Raw genomic sequence first — 16,879 nt, 5'->3', positions numbered from 1 at the left:
CAGATCATGCTTTCCTATTTTAAGGGAGATATTTCATCGGATTTTGCGCTACACTATTCTTCTTGATTTCAAAGTGAAGATGTGTACCTGTGGAGCGTCCCGTATTCCCCATAATTCCAATGTTTTGGCCTTGATCAACAATCTGTCCTTCTTTGACTCCAATGCTGTCCAGATGACCATACACCGTCTCATATCCGTTACGATGATTAATGATAATGACGTTACCATAGCCGCTTTGCTGTCCTGCAAAGGTTACAACTCCTTCGTCAGAAGCGGTAATGGATCTGTTACCCACGAGATCAATGCCTTTGTGCTGCTTGCCCCAGCGTTCGCCGAAGCCGCTGGTGATCGTTGCGTTGACTACTGGCCACTTGAAGATGCCGCTGCCTTCACCCGTCACCTTGGTCCCTTGGAGAACGACTTTAGATACTGAAGCCTCTATAACTTCCTGACCGAGCCATTCTTCTTTTACCAATTCGCCATTTTCTTTAGTAATCCGATACTCGACCTGCTTGAGCCCGGTTTGTCCTTCCCGTACGACCTTGGTAACACCTGACTCGAGTTCGTCTGTTTGACGGATCTCTACCTGTGGTTCCGTCTCGATCTCTTCGACTACGTTCTCGACCGTCGTTACCGTAAGCGGTGGTTTTGGAATTACAAGCGTCAGCTCTTCCCCGATCCGAAGACTGTCTTCTTCTAGTTCAGGATTCAGCTGCTTGAGAGCAGCGATCGTTGTGTTGTGATGCTGGGCGATATAACTCAGGGTATCCCCCTCCTTCACCACGTACACCGTCTTCTGCTCTTGTCCCTCCGTCAGTCGTTCAATCGCCTCGTCACTGGAGAGGACCTTGCTCGGATCGGTCTTCACTTCACTAAGCACGACCTGCTCTTCAAGCTCGACGGATTCCAGGCTGACCTGCTCCCCTTCAGGAGCTTGTGAACTATCGGAAGATAGCGCAGCTACTGTTCTGATCTTAGAAGCGGACTCAGCTGCTTTTTCTTCAGCTGTAATATATTTATTTTTAACATTCTGGATGACTTGATCCGCTGTCTTCTGGTCTTTTACAATCCCTATCGTCTTGCCATCAATCTTAAGCTTAACACCTTCCGCATAACCGGTCAGTAACCCGTTCAGCTTATTGAGTGTGGCTTCGCTGTCGATCTCAGGCTTGTATGCCTGCTCTTCCTTTAGCTCAACGTCGCTGATGTCCAGCTGCATAAGAGCATCGGGATATTGCTGCTGAAGCTGTTCTATTTTACTCTCATACAGCTTCGATAGCTCATTTTCACTTTTGACTGCTCCGATATGCTCTCCCTTAACATAAACATTGTAATAAGGGATCGTATTTGCAGTTACATACGTTTCACTCGCAAAGCCTGCTGACATGGTAACAAATAATCCTGCTGCCGTTACAAGAAGCCATTTACGTGGCTTGGATAACTCCTTTTTCGGTAACGAGTTGTCAGAGCTCTTCATGTTGTCTTTCATACTGCTCATGATTTTCTCCTTTTCTCTGCCCTTTAAAAGTTCAAGCTATATTATTGCACTCCATTACATCACTTATGAGCCTTTTTATTCGTAGTTTCAATCCAAGCGGTAAACGATATGTATGATTTGATCGAACGTTCAGTCCTCACTTATCGCTTTGATTACTTAGATATATGAATAAAAGGTTGCTAAATAGTATCAAAAATTTAACCTTTTGCTTACTTGTTTACTTTACCACAGCCGGAAGTCCTAGATCAACTCACCAAAACATACCAAAAACCCGCGCAAAGCGCGGGTTTCCTGAACTTTCCTTTAAGGTGTCAATACGGCCATCAGCTCATTATATTCTTCCTCTGTTAAATATTTTGCAATCACTTGCTCCATGTTCTGCAGCTCTGTCTCTGTCAAACCGCCTTCCATTGTACTAGTGATCTTCTGCATTTCATCGGCAGGAATATTATTCATGAGCAGCTCGAATACCGCTGTCTTATCCTCGGTGGAGATGGAGTCCTTCTGATCTGTAATGTCTTCTGGTGTCATGACCATCTGGTCATCCGGTTCAGCTGTACCTGCCTCGGCCCCTTCTTCTGTTGTGCTTGAGGAAGGGGTCTCAGGAGTCTCAGACGAGCTTCCTGATGGACTGCCTGTTGATTCCCCTCCATCAGCAACTTCACTGTCTGTTTCGCTGCTCCCTTCTTCCTCACTGTTTAATTCGGGATTGTTCGGATCAGCCTGACTTGTATCCGTCCCGTCTGTTTGACTCGGTTCATCGCCTGCACTAGCATCAGAATCTGCTTTGCCATCCATTCCATTTTGGGATGGATCTGGGCTCATACTGCCAACAGAAGCTGTATCCGAATTAGGCTCTGTGCTTTCGGAAGTGTCTGATGTCTGATTCATACCCAGCGCACCTTGAAACACCGCAGCAAGATTGTTCGGCGCGCCTTCCCACGTGATATTGAAGCTGGCCAGCAGTGATGAAATATAAGATTGCACAATTAGTCCTGTTGTCAGCAGAGTCAGAGTGCTCACCAGGATGACGGTCAGCAGGAGCTGCCCCGTCCATTTTAGCCATTTCATTATGTTTACGCCTCCTCCTATCTATCTCCCCTCTTCGCCGCCTAATCTAGCAGATGAGCTGGATGCTTCAGTCCATCGTTAATTTTACGTTGTCTGATTCATCCCGAAGAAGGCTATAGCCTCAGTATTGACGTATTTCTCTCTATTCTATCCTTCGAATTTTCATATTTTCACAGCAGTACTAACGCTAATTCAGGAAAGCATACCAAAAACCCCCATCCTTTCTATACAAGAAGGGATGGGGATTCTGGATCTAGATATGAAGTAAACCTTTAGTTGTCTATAGATTAAACGTAGATTGGCAGTACTTGATTCGTCTGCTCACGATTACGGCCAACGGAGAAGATCGCGATTGGAATACCTGTCAACTCCGATACACGATTCACATAATTGCGAGTCGTTTCTGGCAGATCTTCGAGTGTCTTCGCTCCGGTAATGTCCTCGCTCCAGCCTGGCATTTCTTCATATACAGCTTCACATTCTGCCAGCATTTTAAGACTTGCAGGATAGTGAGTGATGAACTCGCCGCGATACTTGTATCCGACGCAAATCTTAACGGTATCCAGACCTGTAAGTACATCAAGAGAATTCAGAGACAGCCCGGTAATACCGCTGACACGTCTAGCATGACGAACCACTACCGTATCAAACCAGCCCACCCGGCGAGCACGTCCTGTTACGGTACCATACTCATGACCTTTCTCGCGAATATAGTCTCCTACTTCGTTATTCAGCTCTGTAGGGAATGGTCCATCTCCGACACGTGTTGTGTAGGATTTCGCAACCCCGATAACTTGACTGATCTTCGACGGGCCGACTCCGGAACCGATACATACACCACCAGCCGATGGGTTGGAGGACGTTACATACGGATAAGTACCTTGGTCGATATCCAGCATAACCCCTTGTGCACCCTCGAAGAGCACCTTCTTGTCTTCATCAATCGCATCGTTAAGAACAACGGAAGTATCTGTCACATATGGACGAATAAGTTCCGCATACTCCAGATACTGTTGCAAAATCTCTTCTACATCCAGCGCCTCTGCACCGTACACTTGCTCAATCACTTGATTCTTCTCCTTCACCATATGGCGAAGCTTCAATTCGAATTCCTCAGCATCCATCAGGTCAGCAATACGGATACCGTTACGGGCTGCTTTATCCATATACGCAGGGCCGATTCCCTTACGTGTCGTTCCGATCTTATTAGGACCCTTGCGATCTTCCTCAAGTGCATCCAGCACCATATGATATGGCATAATGACATGAGCACGGTCACTGATGACCAGATTCTTCGTGGAGAAGCCGTTCTCATGAATATAATTGATCTCTTCCAATAGAGCGGCTGGATTGACAACCATACCGTTCCCGATCACACACTTCTTATCCTCATAAAAAACACCGGATGGAATCAAGCTGAGCTTGTATTTCTTACCGTCAATCAGAATGGTATGACCGGCATTGTTACCACCCTGGTACCGTGCCACCACATCGGCGCTTTCCGCAAGATAATCTGTAATTTTGCCTTTGCCTTCGTCTCCCCATTGTGTACCCACAACGACTACTGTTGACATGTTCATTCCCCCGTGAGTGTCTTTTGCACTCCTTATTTTCTTAACACTTGAACTTAAATATACATTAATTAATGATTTCTATATCGCAGCCAATTCATGACTGCAGCTCTCGCAGACATTCGAATGTCCTAGATTTTCACAAGATTACGAACCGCCCTCATATCACGGCAAAAAGCCCTACCTTAATCGCCATTCCCCTCAGGAAATGACTGTTGCTGTAAGGTTTACCTCAAAAAGCAGCAATTCAAGTGTACCAGTCACTCCTATCAAAGTCAAATAAAAAAGCGAACATTAAATTATAAGTAAAATTTATCGTTCGGGATTTGCTGGACAACTCCGCTTAAAATGATAAAATCCACTCCCCACGGTGCAATCAGCACACGAGAAGTGGATTGATAGTTTAATAGGTAAGAATGCGTCGTCACCCGGCAAAGGCATCCGAATGCACGCGTTCATAATTAACGAATTTATTGAAGTTCTTCAAGAAGACCAGCTCGACAGTGCCCACCGGACCATTACGCTGCTTGGCTATAATAATCTCGATGATATTCTTCTTCTCCGTCTCCTGATTGTAGTAATCGTCGCGGTATAAGAAGGCTACAATATCGGCATCCTGCTCAATGGAACCGGATTCCCGAAGGTCACTCATCATCGGCCGTTTATCTTGGCGCTGCTCGACACCCCGGCTGAGCTGGGACAGAGCAATGACCGGCACATCCAGCTCCCGTGCAATCTGCTTAAGGGTACGGGAGATTTCTGATACTTCCTGCTGCCGGTTCTCCCCAGCCTTGCCTCGTCCCTGAATCAGCTGCAGGTAGTCGATGACGATCATCCCGAGCCCTTTTTCCTTCTTCAGACGGCGGCATTTAGCACGAATATCAGCCACGGTAATCCCTGGTGTATCATCAATATAAATTTCGGCTTCTGACAAAGCAGCGATGCCCATGGTCAGCTTGGACCAGTCGTCATCACTCTTGAACTCCCCGTTCCGCATCACGCCAGCATCGAGATTGGCTTCCGCACAGATCATACGCTGTACCAGCTGTGCGGCGGACATCTCAAGACTGAAGATCGCTACGGTCTCGTTCGCTCTAACCGCTACGTTCTGGGCAATGTTCAGGGCAAATGCCGTCTTCCCTACGGAAGGACGGGCAGCCACAATGATCAGGTCATTCCGCTGGAATCCGCTCGTCATCTTGTCCAGATCAACGAAGCCCGAAGGAATTCCTGTCGTATTCCCCTTGTTCTGATACAGTGACTCTACCTTCTCGAAGACCTCCATAACGACATCTCGGATGGCGATAAACCCACTGCTTGAGCGGCGGTTGGAGATCTCCAGAATGCGACGCTCTGCATCGCTGAGCATGCCGGATACGTCTTCCCCGCCGGCATATCCTTCGCTTACGATCTGCGTCGCTGTACGAATGAGTCTGCGCAGCATCGATTTTTCCTCGATGATCTGTGCATAATAATCGACATTGGCTGCTGTCGGCACTGCATGTGCCAGCTTGGCCAAATAGGTTACCCCGCCAATCTCATCTAACTGCCCTTTGTCCTGCAAGAGTGAGGTCAGTGTAATGAGATCAATGGGCTGATTACCTTCTCCAAGCTCAATCATCGCTTCGTAGATCAGCTGATGGGGCTTGTCATAGAAATCATCGGTTGTCACCCGCTCCATAGAGGTAATGAGTGCTTCCGATTGAATAAGAATTGCACCTAGAACCGCTTGCTCCGCTTCCAGGTTTTGCGGCGGAACACGATCAAAATAAATCTCGCCGCCCATCTTATTCCTCCGTTACTTGGACCTTGAGCGTAGCTTTGACATCAGGGTGGAGCTTAACCGGAACCTGAGTCACTCCCAAGTTACGGATTGGCTCGTCCAGTTCAATTTTGCGTTTATCCACTTTGAAGCCTTGCCCTGCAAGTGCTTCTGCAATCTGCTTGCTCGTAATCGCTCCAAATAGACGTCCGCCTTCTCCGGCTTTTGCCTTCAGCACGATGGTTGCCTCTTCCAGCTTCTTGCCGAGTGCTACCGCATCGTCCTTTTCCTGCTGCTTGCGCTTCTCTTCAGCCGCATTCTGATTCTCTAGTGTTTTCATATTGCCATCCGTAGCCGCACGTGCTAAACCTCTTGGCAGCAAAAAGTTAGAAGCGTATCCTTCGGATACCTCTTTAACTTGACCTTTTTTTCCTTGACCTTTTACATCTTTTATAAAAATGACTTTCATTCGAACAACCCCTCTTCCTTCTCGATTTCAGCCAATACTTCCAGCAGTTTTTCCTCTGCTTCCCCAATCGACATTTCCAGCTGTACGGCAGCATTGGTCAAATGACCTCCGCCCCCCATGCGTTCCATGACAACCTGTACATTCATCTTGCCGAGTGAACGGGCACTAATGCCAATCACGCCGTCCGGTCGTTCACTAACCACAAATGAAGCAACGACATCCGTCATGTTGAGCAGCGAGTCGGCTACCTGTGCAATCAGAAGCTGCGGAATTACCTGTCCCGGCTCCGTCACAGCGACCGCAATATGCCCATACATCATTTTAGCATGTTTTATGATTTCTGCTTTCGCAATATATTCCTGTAAATCTTCCTTCAGCAGCCGCTGAACCAGCATCGAATCGGCACCGTTTCTGCGCAAATACCCCGCTGCCTCGAACGTTCTTGAACCGGTGTGCATGGCAAAATGCTTCGTATCCACCGTTATTCCAGCCAGTAATGCTGTCGCCTCCAGTGGAGTGAGCTGCAGCTTATCATGAATATACTGCAGCAGCTCTGTGACCAGCTCTGCTGCTGATGAAGCATACGGCTCCAGATAGATCAGCACAGCATCGTTAATAAATTCCTCGCCTCTGCGGTGATGATCCACCACAACAACTCTGGAAATGGAGTCCACCAGCTTCGGCTCAATGGTCATGGAGGCCTTATGTGTATCCACGACAACGAGCAGACTGTGCTCGGTCATCATCTGCATGGCTTCCTCAGGCAGAATAAATGCCTCCAGCAGCCGCTCATCCTTCTTCACCTGCTCCATCAAGCGATCGATGGATGGGTTCGAACAATCCAGCACAATATAGCACTCTACATGATATAGATTAGCAGCTTTCCATAGTCCTATGGAAGCACCGATCGCATCCATATCTGGCATTTTGTGCCCCATGATGAAGACACGATCGCTCTCCTGCATTAAATCACGCAGGGCATGGGCAATCACTCTGGCTCTGACCCGGGTTCTCTTCTCCACTGCATTGGTCTTACCGCCGTAAAAAGAGAGCCGCTGTCCCGCCTTCACCGCTGCCTGATCACCGCCCCGGCCAAGTGCCATATCAAGAGACGATTGAGCCAGCTCGCCCAGCTCCCGGATATTCTCTGATCCAAAGGCGAGTCCCACACTCAGCGTCATCGGCACCTTCAGATCTGCCGTCATCTCCCTGATGTTATCCAATATAACAAATCTGCTCATCTCCAGCTGCTGAAGTGAGCTGTAATGAAGCACCATAAGGTATCGTTCGGACGATAATCTTCTTAGATAGATATGATAATCCTTAGCCCAAGCTGTAATTTCACTGGCAACACGGGCAATGAGTGCTGTTCGCTGCTGATCATCCATCCCCTGAGATGCTTCATCCAGATTATCAAGCATGATGATACCGAGTGCAATCTTCTCATTCTCGTATTTCTCCCGTAAGGTAGCGAGCTCTGTTATCTCATAAATGTAAATGAGCCGTTCCTCGGGGTAATGAAACAGCTCATAGACCCGATCCAGCGTTTGATACTCAAATCTGATTTCATGAGCGTTTCCATGCGTATTTTCCTTGCTGCCATCCTTCTTATCCTTCTGCTTGAATGGAAGCTGCGGAAAAAAAGAAGTCAGTTCACTCCCGATCAGCGTCTTCTCTTCAAACATTCTGGATACATAAGGATTATGCCATTCAATTGAACGATCCTCACTATACAGCACGATGCCAAGCGGGATGCTCGCAGACACTTCGCCTTCAACTCTTTTGATCCGAAGATTTAGACTACCCATGTAATTGACCAGTTCTCTTCGGAATACGAACTCTTTCTTGACCATGATAAATCCGAGTACAGCGATAAGAACGAAGCAAACCAGACCCAGCGGCCAGTTATATGCAACCAGAAATGCATCCAGTATTAATAATAAAGCAAACGCCCAGACGGTCTGATAACCGTGCCAACGCTTTAACAGAAATTTAGGCATCATGGTTCATCCTATCGTTTTGGTTTCGAAATGGCTTCACGGAGCGGGAAGGCAAGGTCTATGATTCCGATAATCCGCATGGGTCCAATCAGAAACGTGGCAACAGCGAGCAGATACGGAATGACCGGATGCCATGATCTCGCATGTGCAGCAAAAAAGAAAAATCCGATGGCTTGAATCATGAAGCAGAAATTAATCAGCGGTGAGAAGTTGAGTGCAATCATCGTCAGAAAGCTGTTGTCTGTATTGCCAGCTACCAGCTGAAGAATAATGCCCAAGAAATAATACCATATCAAGGATCTTGGCAGTCTCCACTCACGGATTGGCTTAAGCCGGTTCACTCGGATTCCCATTCGGCCAAGAATAGGACGGGCAATAACATGGGTTAGAGAAGTCATCACCAGTGAAGTGACGATGAGCGCAAAAGGAATCATCTGAACGGTCGCGTTGCTCACCGCCTCCGCCATTTCTTCATCCATTACCAATCCATTCGTCAAGGCGTTGTTACCGCCCGATTCAGTTACCGGTGTCATCGTAAACTCGATCGTTTCACGAATATATTCAGAGAAATCAATTTGAAACAAAGTTGTGCTGATTAAGAGCAGTAGTAGAAATTCGGCCAGAATCGTGCCTGTTCCAAGCACCAAGGTGTTTAACGCAGGCTTTTGTTTCTTATAACAATGACCGATAAGAATCGCTGGAATTAAGAAAAATATACCAAATATTAAATAAATCGGACTTATGATCAGCCCAATCAAGAGTACGGGTATAACATGTACTAAGAATGACTTCAAATTTAATGAGGTATAAAGTATAACCCCTGGTAAAATAATCAGAAACACACTAATCGCTGTTAAAGGAGTTAACAGAGATAATAACAGAAGCAGATAAATCAGACTCCAAACAGCTGTTTTCCAGCGGAATTTCAAAATGTTCACCTCTTACGCATATGGTCTTCGAGAGCGGAAATGTCCTGGTACCAGTCCTCAAGCTGGTGACCTTCCTTCTTGTGCTTCTTGAGCTTCTCAACGAGCAGGTCATCCATATCTCTAAACGATATGCCGAGCCTCCGTCCCAGAATATAACTACTCATGATGAGACTCGCAAGGCTGTCACTGATTCGAGCGTTGCTTCCTTCCCATAGAGCCTTGAACAATCGTGACACTTGATCCAGCACTTCGGTTTTGAGCCATTCAATCACTTTTGCGCGCTTCGCGACATCTAGTTCTTTTGGCATGCTCATGCTCGTCACACTCCCGTAAAATGCTTTATTCTCCATTATAGCATAAGGGAATACCCATAAAAAGGCGACCCGCGGCCCTACAGCTTATAGGATGCAGTCAATCTCTAATGAATATGCCTGCTAGTTATAAATTTGCATCAGATTTCACAGAACCTCTAGACATGACATCTTCACAATACTCAATAATCTGGCTCCGTCTTACGATCCCGATGAACCGCTGCATATCATCCACGACAGGAACAAAATTCTGAACCTTCGCCAGCTTGATCAAGTCTTCCATGTTGGCATCAATCGATACAGGCTTGATATGTAAGCGCAGGGGTACATCCTTCAGCACATATTTTGAAGCGTTTTCAAATGTAATCTCTCCTCTGGAATTCTTCATATGCCACAGCAGGTCTCCCTCTGTCACCGTACCTTCGTACTTACCGTCCTTGCTGAGAATCGGTACCGCTGTAAATCTGTGATATTCCATCCGTTCAAGTGTCTGTCTGAGCGTTGCATCCGAGGTTACCGTGGCCACCTCTTGTTTCGGAAGCAAGAAAAAAGCAATATTCATATCGAGTTATTCCTCCTCTTTACACACAATTATAAGAACAACCCATTAGTATGGGATTTTGCGAAAAATAACTTCTTATTCCATTATATTCATATAAGACAACAAAATCAGCACCCGACCAAAAGAATGTCGTCAGTGCTGATTGTCGTACGTCTATGTTATTGAGATTGAGAAGGTATGGTTTCGCTGCTCTCTGTAACATCGCTCTCGGTTTCGTCTTCTTTATTAAAATCCTCCGGCTTGAGCAGTGTTTCTTCCGTTGTATTCGGATCGAGCCAGTTCGCGATCATTTCTTTTGAATACTCATAATATTTCTCGTCGACTTCGGTATAAAATATACCGTCATCCTTTCTTACCCCTTCACCCATCATCGTGAAACTTAAAATTTCCGGGTTGCCTTGTGTAAGAACCTGCTTGGCAAGGTTAATAATAGATGTCGGATGCAGATCCGTCTGGAAATTCTCTCCCATAATATCAAACAGCTCTGGAATTTGGGAAATCTGTTTCACATTCAGCATACGGTTTGCTACAGCGTTCAAGAAGATCTGCTGTCTTTCTGCACGCTTAAAATCACTGTCTTCGCGGTAACGGATATAGTATAATGCCTCTTCCCCACTATAGATTGGTTTACCACCTTCGATAGTAAATTGCACATGATTCGGATTTTTATTAACGATATCTTCGGTAATCGGAAGCTCTACCCCGCCGATAGCATCTACAACCTGCTGAATGGCCATAAAGTTGACCGTTGCGTAATTGTTTACCTCATAGCCCAGGAATTTCTCAACCGTGTTGATCGCCATCTCCTCTTCGCCAAAGGCAAAAGCATGGGTAAGCTTATCGTAATCATTCATGCCGTCCTCATCTGCATCATGTCCTACAATCTCCACATAAGTGTCACGTGGAATAGAGACGAGCAGTACCCGGGATTCCTGAGGGCGAACTACAGCGTAAATGACGGTGTCTGAACGACCGCGGGTCTTCTCATACGGTCTTGCATCCGTACCTAACAGCAGTACAGAGAAGGGCTCATCCTGATATACAACGGGCTCTGCGCTGGCACTCCCGGATGGTTTATATGATTTTTCAAGCTGGTTCTCGACCGTGCCTGACAAGAATAGATCAAATGCGGCTATAGCAATCTGTTGACGGAACGGATAAGCGACCGCGACTACAACGACAAGAGTCAGGAGGGTGATGAGTAAGCCTCTTCCTCTCCTTTTTCTACGATGCCTGTTTCTGCTTCTAGATCTCATAGTTCATTCCTTCTCTATTAGATTTGTAGATTCGTCTTATGTGAAAGCAACGTCATAACAGTATTATTTTCGGCACATTCTGCCCTAGAATGTATCCCTCTATTATGATGGCCTATTATTTTTCATCCTGCAACTTGTACATTTTGCTATATTACCATAATAATCAGAAGTTAGGGATGCTGCAAATTGTCATATTTAAACGAAGAAGAAGCTCTTTCCGCAGAAAGAGCTTCTTTTCTTACAATTTCAATGATTGATATTAATGTGATACCTGTCTATTCTCTTCCCTTTGATTCCTCTTCTTGCTGCGAATCTTTCCCGTCACTAGTGATGCCGCTGCCGTAAGGATACTGAAGATCAGAGCAGACCAGAATAAACTGCTGTATCCTTGGTTCACCGTCAAATCCAGTGCCTGTGTTAATGCATCCGAAATGGAGGTATCCGGGATGGAAGCGAAAGCTTCACGAATAGAGTTCACATCCGTTGAGGCCATCTGTGTTTCCCCCATATATTGCTGCAGTACGGAAGGATCGGCTTGAATCCCCTCCTCTGCGAAACTCGCCTCTATGTTGGCACCAAAGCTTGAGAAGGAACGTGCGAGAAAACCGGCAAAGACCGTTGGCGCAATAGCCATCGCCATCTGCCTGAATAACGAACTGGTTGCCAGCGCAATGCCTCGTTCTGACTCCTTCGCATCCTCCGTAATAAGAACATTGACGGGTGCTCCCAGCATTACGCTAAATCCAAGCCCGACAAACAAGCTTGAAATGACCATTTCCCATAAGCTGTCGACCCATAACGCAAATAGAAGGAAGCCAAACGCACTTATTAAACCAGCTACCGTAAGTGTCCAGATCGGACCTTTGCGATCTACGTACATCCCGCCAAGCGCCGAACCTACACCAGCAGCAAGGGCAAGCGGAGTGAACCAATACCCGGAAGCCGTGCTGGATACACCAAGATACTGTTCCACGAATCCGGGAATGAAAATGACCGATGCCAGGATCGCGCCCGAGAAAAAGGCAATGAGCAGCGTCCACAAAAAAGACGGTACTCGAAGCATTTGGGTGGAAATGACCGGACTAGCTCCTTGAAGCTCCATTCTTTTTTCCCAATAATAAAACAGAATCAGCATGATCAGCCCGCCAGCAAAGTATCCATAAAATCCAGGTTCGCCCATGCTGGTCAATAGGCTGACTCCTTCAAGGTTCGTGAAGCTGAACATGACTCCCAGTACCCCTAAGGAGAGCAGACTGACACCGATCCAGTCCATCTTCGCAGTACTTAGCTCCTGCTCCTCGCTAATGAATTTGTAGCCCAGAAGTAGTAGCAGTATCGCAATGGGCACATTAATGAGAAACAGCCAATGCCAGTTGCCCGTGAGCTGAAGCAGCAGAGAACCGACATTGGGTCCCAGTACGGCAGCTACTCCATTCATCGCACCCAGCATCCCTAGTGCTCCACCCTGTTTCTCTTTAGGGTAGGTACTGAGCACATAAGAGCTTGCAATAATGAATATTCCGCCGCCCCCTAGGGCCTGAATTAGCCTTGCGCCCAAGAACATTACAAAGTTTGGGCTTAATGCCACGAGCAATGATCCAAGCCCGAATAAAGCCACTTCGATCATAAACAGCTTCTTCCGCCCATATCGGTCCGACAGCTTGCCTGCAATCGGTACACTTATGGCGAGGCCCAGTGTGTATAAAGTGATTGTCCATGCTCCCCAGTTCGGTGATACCCCGAATGAAGCGTTCAATGTTGTTAAAGAGGAAGTAATAATGCCATTATCCAAGGCAGCCATGAACACACCGACCGCAAAAATAATGAGCGGCCATTGTAATTGCTTTTTCATTCATATCCCTCCGAGACCTAGGATTCCAACTCAAGATCTATAATTAACCCAAGAGTCAATTATTATCATACGCCTATAAATTCAAAAGTAAAGAAAAAATTATGTAACTATAAACATATATTTTAGGCATTTATATTTCTAATATGATATATATTGTAAATTGAACACCCTCAGCTCGCTTTGAAAAATAAAAAAGAACAAGGTATCTGTTGTCTCCCTGCTCTTCACTAATCATGCCTTTCTATTGTAGCGGCTATCCGTCTGTCCTTAGTTTTGGCTAACTCAATGTTATATGGTTCGGTCGACGGCCTGCCGCAGTGCCAATGCCCACTGCTTATGCCAACCTCCCGCCGTGTATCCGTGTGAATATCCGTAGTTTAGCAAATCTCTAGCTTCGTTAAATCGTTGTTCCTGTGACTCGGCTCCAAGCACGACCGCAACGAGCCTCTTGCCGTTCTGCTCGGCAGTCCCTGCATAACTGTATCCGGCTTCCTCTGTATATCCTGTTCTGAGTCCGTCTACCCCTTCATAGGAGTAAGGTCCACTGATCTCTTCCAGCATCCAGTTGGTATTACTCATGTAGAGGCCTTTACCCTTTAATTCCACTTGCGGACGACTTGCCATCTTCAGAATTTCCGGATGCTCCCGAATGAGATGGGCTGATAATAACGCAATATCACTCGCAGTCATATAATTGTCTGTAGGGCCACCTGCCGAGGAAGTATTTCCTGTCACATTATGATATATCGTATGGACCGAGAGCCCTAATTCCTTGGCTTTGTCATTCATTCGATCAATGAATACATCCTCAGATCCCAAAGCATGCTCAGCGAGAGCAACCATCGCATCATTCGCCGAATATACCGATACAACTTCAAGCAGCTCTCTTACTGTAAACTGATCTCCTGGGCTAAGCGCCACCTGCTGTCCTTCGACATCGTTAGCATTCTGGCTGATTTCAACTTGATCATTCCAGGAAATATGTCCTGCTGAGATCTCATCCATGATGATCAGCTGGGTCATCAATTTGGTAATACTCCCTGTTGGCAACGGAACATCACCATTGATGTTCATAATGACTTCTCCTGTATTTGCGTCCATCAACAATGCAGCATTCGATTGAATGGCGGGCTTCCCGACTAATATTCCCGGTCTGATGATAATCACAAACAGCGCAAGAATAACGACTATAGCACTGCTTCGCAAAATCCACTTTTTCATATAGCTTGTCCCCCATTCTCCTGAATACGCCGCATTTCATATGTTGATGTTGTTTTCTTCTATGTATTTGACTCTCGTTATAGTTTTTATTAAACACTTCTATATATATAGACGTATGAAATGACAATTTTGTCTGCACTTTTTTAAAATTTTTTCTCTTTTTTTCATTCCAATTTTTTACTGCTTCAAAAACACCTGCTTTTTATGGAACTATGCATCTTGATTCATTGGTCCTCCCTTGGCCCTGCTTCCATATAATCCAATAAAAAAAAGAGCATCATCTCCTCTACCCTATCGGATATGGAAATGATGCTCCTTAACAATTCAACTGATAATATTGTCCGTTCGCAAGCAGGACCCCAAACCCAAGCTTGTAACGTTATTTATGCAAAATGACATGCAACATAGTGATCATTGCCCATGTTGCGATATTCTGGAATTTCCTGCTTGCAAATATCCGAAGCGAGCGGGCAGCGTGTATGGAACTTACAGCCCGAAGGCGGATTCGCCGGGCTTGGAATATCGCCTTTCAGCACAATTCTCTCCCGTTTGATTGTCGGATCTGGAATCGGCACAGCAGACAGCAGTGCTTTGGTATAAGGATGAAGTGGATTCTGGAATAGATCATCCTTACTAGCCATCTCTACCATCGAGCCCAGATACATGACTCCGATTCGGTTGCACAAATGCTCGACAACACTAAGATCATGGGATATGAACAAATAAGTGAGCTGTTTCTCTGCCTGCAGATCACTCAGCAAGTTAATAATCTGAGCCTGGATGGATACATCCAGAGCAGATACAGGCTCGTCCGCCACAATAAAATCAGGGTTAAGGATGAGCGCGCGCGCAATCCCGATACGCTGACGCTGACCGCCTGAGAACTCATGCGGGAAACGATTATAATGGTAGCTCGACAGACCACAGATCCGAAGAATTTCTTCTACACGCTCCCGAAGCTCTTTTTTGGGAATAAGCTTATGATCCAGCAGTGCCTCACCAATTGCTTCTCCAACCTTAATTCGTGGATTCAGGGAGCTGAAGGGATCTTGAAATACAATCTGCATCTGTGGACGGATGCTTCTCAGCTGCTGTTTAGACAGCTTATGGATATCCTGGCCTTTGAAAAGAACACTTCCCTCTGTTTTCTCCAGTAGACGAAGAATGGTTCTGCCAATCGTACTCTTGCCGCAGCCAGACTCGCCGACCAGTCCAAAGGATTCGCCTTTATAGATCGTAAATGATACATCATCTACCGCTCTTACATTCCCAACCTGGCGCTGAAATACACCGCCTGTGATCGGGAAGTACTTCTTGAGGTTTTTGACCTCCATAAGCGGTTCTGCTAATTTACTTGGTCTTACTTCAGTTACTGTCGCACTAGTTACTTCTGTCATCGTACCTTCGCCTCCTCCTCGTACAGCCAGCAAGCCACTTTATGTCCTTGCTCATTCTTTCGAAGCGGCGGCTCCTTCTCACGGCAAATGCTCATGCAGAACTCGCAGCGATCATGGAAATGACAGTTATTCTCCAAGTCCACAGGGTTAGGTACCTGGCCTGGTATAGAGTAGAGACGCTCTTGTCTTTGGTTAATAATTGGCTTTGCTTTAAGTAATCCCTTGGTATAAGGGTGCTTCGGTTCTCTGAACAGCTCATATACGGAAGCTTCCTCGATGACTTTTCCAGCATACATAACGACAACGTAATCTGCCATTTCGGCTACAACACCAAGATCATGGGTAATGAGCATGATCGAAGTGTTGAACTTCTCTTTAATATCCCGCATCAGATCGAGAATCTGAGCTTGGATCGTAACATCAAGCGCTGTGGTCGGCTCATCGGCAATCAGCAGCTTAGGATTACAGCTGAGGGCAATCGCAATCATAATCCGCTGACGCATACCTCCACTCAGTTCATGAGGATAGGAGTCTACAATTACCTCAGGACGCGGAATACCCACCAGACTAATCAGCTCAATGGCTCTCTTGCGTGCTTCCTTCTTATCGAGCAGCTGGTGCAGCATGAGCGGTTCACTAATCTGCTCCCCGATCGTGAGAACCGGGTTTAAGGAAGACATCGGCTCCTGGAATATAATCGATATCTCGTTGCCTCGAAGCTTGCGCATTTCATTATTGCTCAGTTTCAATAGATCTCTGCCTTCGAACAAGATTTCTCCTCCGGCAGAAGGAGTATCGAGCAAGCGCATGAGTGACATTGCAGTAACACTCTTGCCGCAGCCAGATTCCCCAACGACGCATACGGTCTCGCCTTCTCGTATAGTAAAGCTGACGTCATCTACGGCTTTGACGATCCCGGCGGATGTATGAAAATGCGTTTTTAAGTTGCGAAATTCTACAAGTTCTTTTGCCATGTTCGC

The 16,879-nt window shown here is 46.3% G+C and carries 14 protein-coding genes; all 14 read right to left on the bottom strand.

All coding sequences use genetic code 11. From position 1 onward, the window contains the following. Positions 1-19 precede the first annotated feature (19 nt). The 14 genes from BK126_RS19175 to BK126_RS19110 all read right to left on the bottom strand — a co-directional run bounded on the left by BK126_RS19175 (position 20) and on the right by BK126_RS19110 (position 16,873). Positions 20-1,498 (bottom strand): M23 family metallopeptidase, encoded by a 1,479-nt coding sequence (locus tag BK126_RS19175; RefSeq protein ID WP_076314166.1) that lies wholly within the window; start codon positions 1,496-1,498, stop codon positions 20-22. 303 nt (positions 1,499-1,801) lie between these two features. Continuing rightward, entirely contained in the window at positions 1,802-2,569 is a 768-nt protein-coding gene (locus BK126_RS19170; protein WP_076314165.1) for a prolipoprotein diacylglyceryl transferase, read from the bottom strand. A 287-nt stretch (positions 2,570-2,856) separates the two neighbouring features. Then, positions 2,857-4,143, bottom strand: coding sequence for an adenylosuccinate synthase (locus BK126_RS19165; protein WP_047912588.1), 1,287 nt, complete (start codon positions 4,141-4,143; stop codon positions 2,857-2,859). Between the two features lie 421 nt (positions 4,144-4,564). Beyond that, the gene (gene dnaB, locus BK126_RS19160) at positions 4,565-5,926 is read right to left on the bottom strand and encodes a replicative DNA helicase (RefSeq protein ID WP_047912587.1); all 1,362 of its coding nucleotides are present in this window, start codon (positions 5,924-5,926) and stop codon (positions 4,565-4,567) included. Position 5,927: 1 nt separating this feature from the next. After that, positions 5,928-6,371: a 50S ribosomal protein L9 gene (gene rplI, locus BK126_RS19155; protein ID WP_076314164.1), complete on the bottom strand. Its 444-nt coding sequence runs from the start codon at positions 6,369-6,371 to the stop codon at positions 5,928-5,930. Continuing rightward, entirely contained in the window at positions 6,368-8,371 is a 2,004-nt protein-coding gene (locus BK126_RS19150) for a DHH family phosphoesterase (protein WP_076314163.1), read from the bottom strand. Before BK126_RS19150 ends, rplI begins: the two co-directional genes overlap by 4 nt. Before the next feature lie 11 nt (positions 8,372-8,382). After that, complete coding sequence (locus BK126_RS19145; RefSeq protein ID WP_256702938.1) at positions 8,383-9,309, bottom strand: DUF2232 domain-containing protein; 927 nt, start codon at positions 9,307-9,309, stop codon at positions 8,383-8,385. Then, positions 9,306-9,608 (bottom strand): MazG-like family protein, encoded by a 303-nt coding sequence (locus tag BK126_RS19140; protein ID WP_076314584.1) that lies wholly within the window; start codon positions 9,606-9,608, stop codon positions 9,306-9,308. Before BK126_RS19140 ends, BK126_RS19145 begins: the two co-directional genes overlap by 4 nt. A gap of 130 nt (positions 9,609-9,738) precedes the next feature. Continuing rightward, positions 9,739-10,173: a CBS domain-containing protein gene (locus BK126_RS19135; RefSeq protein WP_047912583.1), complete on the bottom strand. Its 435-nt coding sequence runs from the start codon at positions 10,171-10,173 to the stop codon at positions 9,739-9,741. A 158-nt stretch (positions 10,174-10,331) separates the two neighbouring features. Next, positions 10,332-11,429 carry an LCP family protein gene (locus BK126_RS19130; protein WP_076314161.1) on the bottom strand — a complete coding sequence of 366 codons (1,098 nt, stop codon included), beginning with the start codon at positions 11,427-11,429 and terminating at the stop codon, positions 10,332-10,334. 259 nt (positions 11,430-11,688) lie between these two features. After that, entirely contained in the window at positions 11,689-13,281 is a 1,593-nt protein-coding gene (locus BK126_RS19125) for an MFS transporter (RefSeq protein ID WP_076314160.1), read from the bottom strand. A gap of 288 nt (positions 13,282-13,569) precedes the next feature. After that, on the bottom strand, positions 13,570-14,502 hold the full coding sequence (locus BK126_RS19120; protein WP_076314159.1) for a D-alanyl-D-alanine carboxypeptidase family protein: 933 nt from the start codon (positions 14,500-14,502) through the stop codon (positions 13,570-13,572). Between the two features lie 383 nt (positions 14,503-14,885). Beyond that, positions 14,886-15,899, bottom strand: a complete 1,014-nt coding sequence (locus tag BK126_RS19115) for an ABC transporter ATP-binding protein (protein ID WP_076314158.1) — start codon at positions 15,897-15,899, stop codon at positions 14,886-14,888. Then, entirely contained in the window at positions 15,896-16,873 is a 978-nt protein-coding gene (locus BK126_RS19110; RefSeq protein ID WP_076314157.1) for an ABC transporter ATP-binding protein, read from the bottom strand. Before BK126_RS19110 ends, BK126_RS19115 begins: the two co-directional genes overlap by 4 nt. Between the last annotated feature and the right edge of the window lie 6 nt (positions 16,874-16,879).

The organism is Paenibacillus sp. FSL H7-0326 (assembly GCF_001955535.1).
In the GTDB taxonomy this organism is placed as follows: domain Bacteria; phylum Bacillota; class Bacilli; order Paenibacillales; family Paenibacillaceae; genus Paenibacillus; species Paenibacillus shunpengii.
This window is presented reverse-complemented; position numbering and strand designations above follow the sequence as displayed.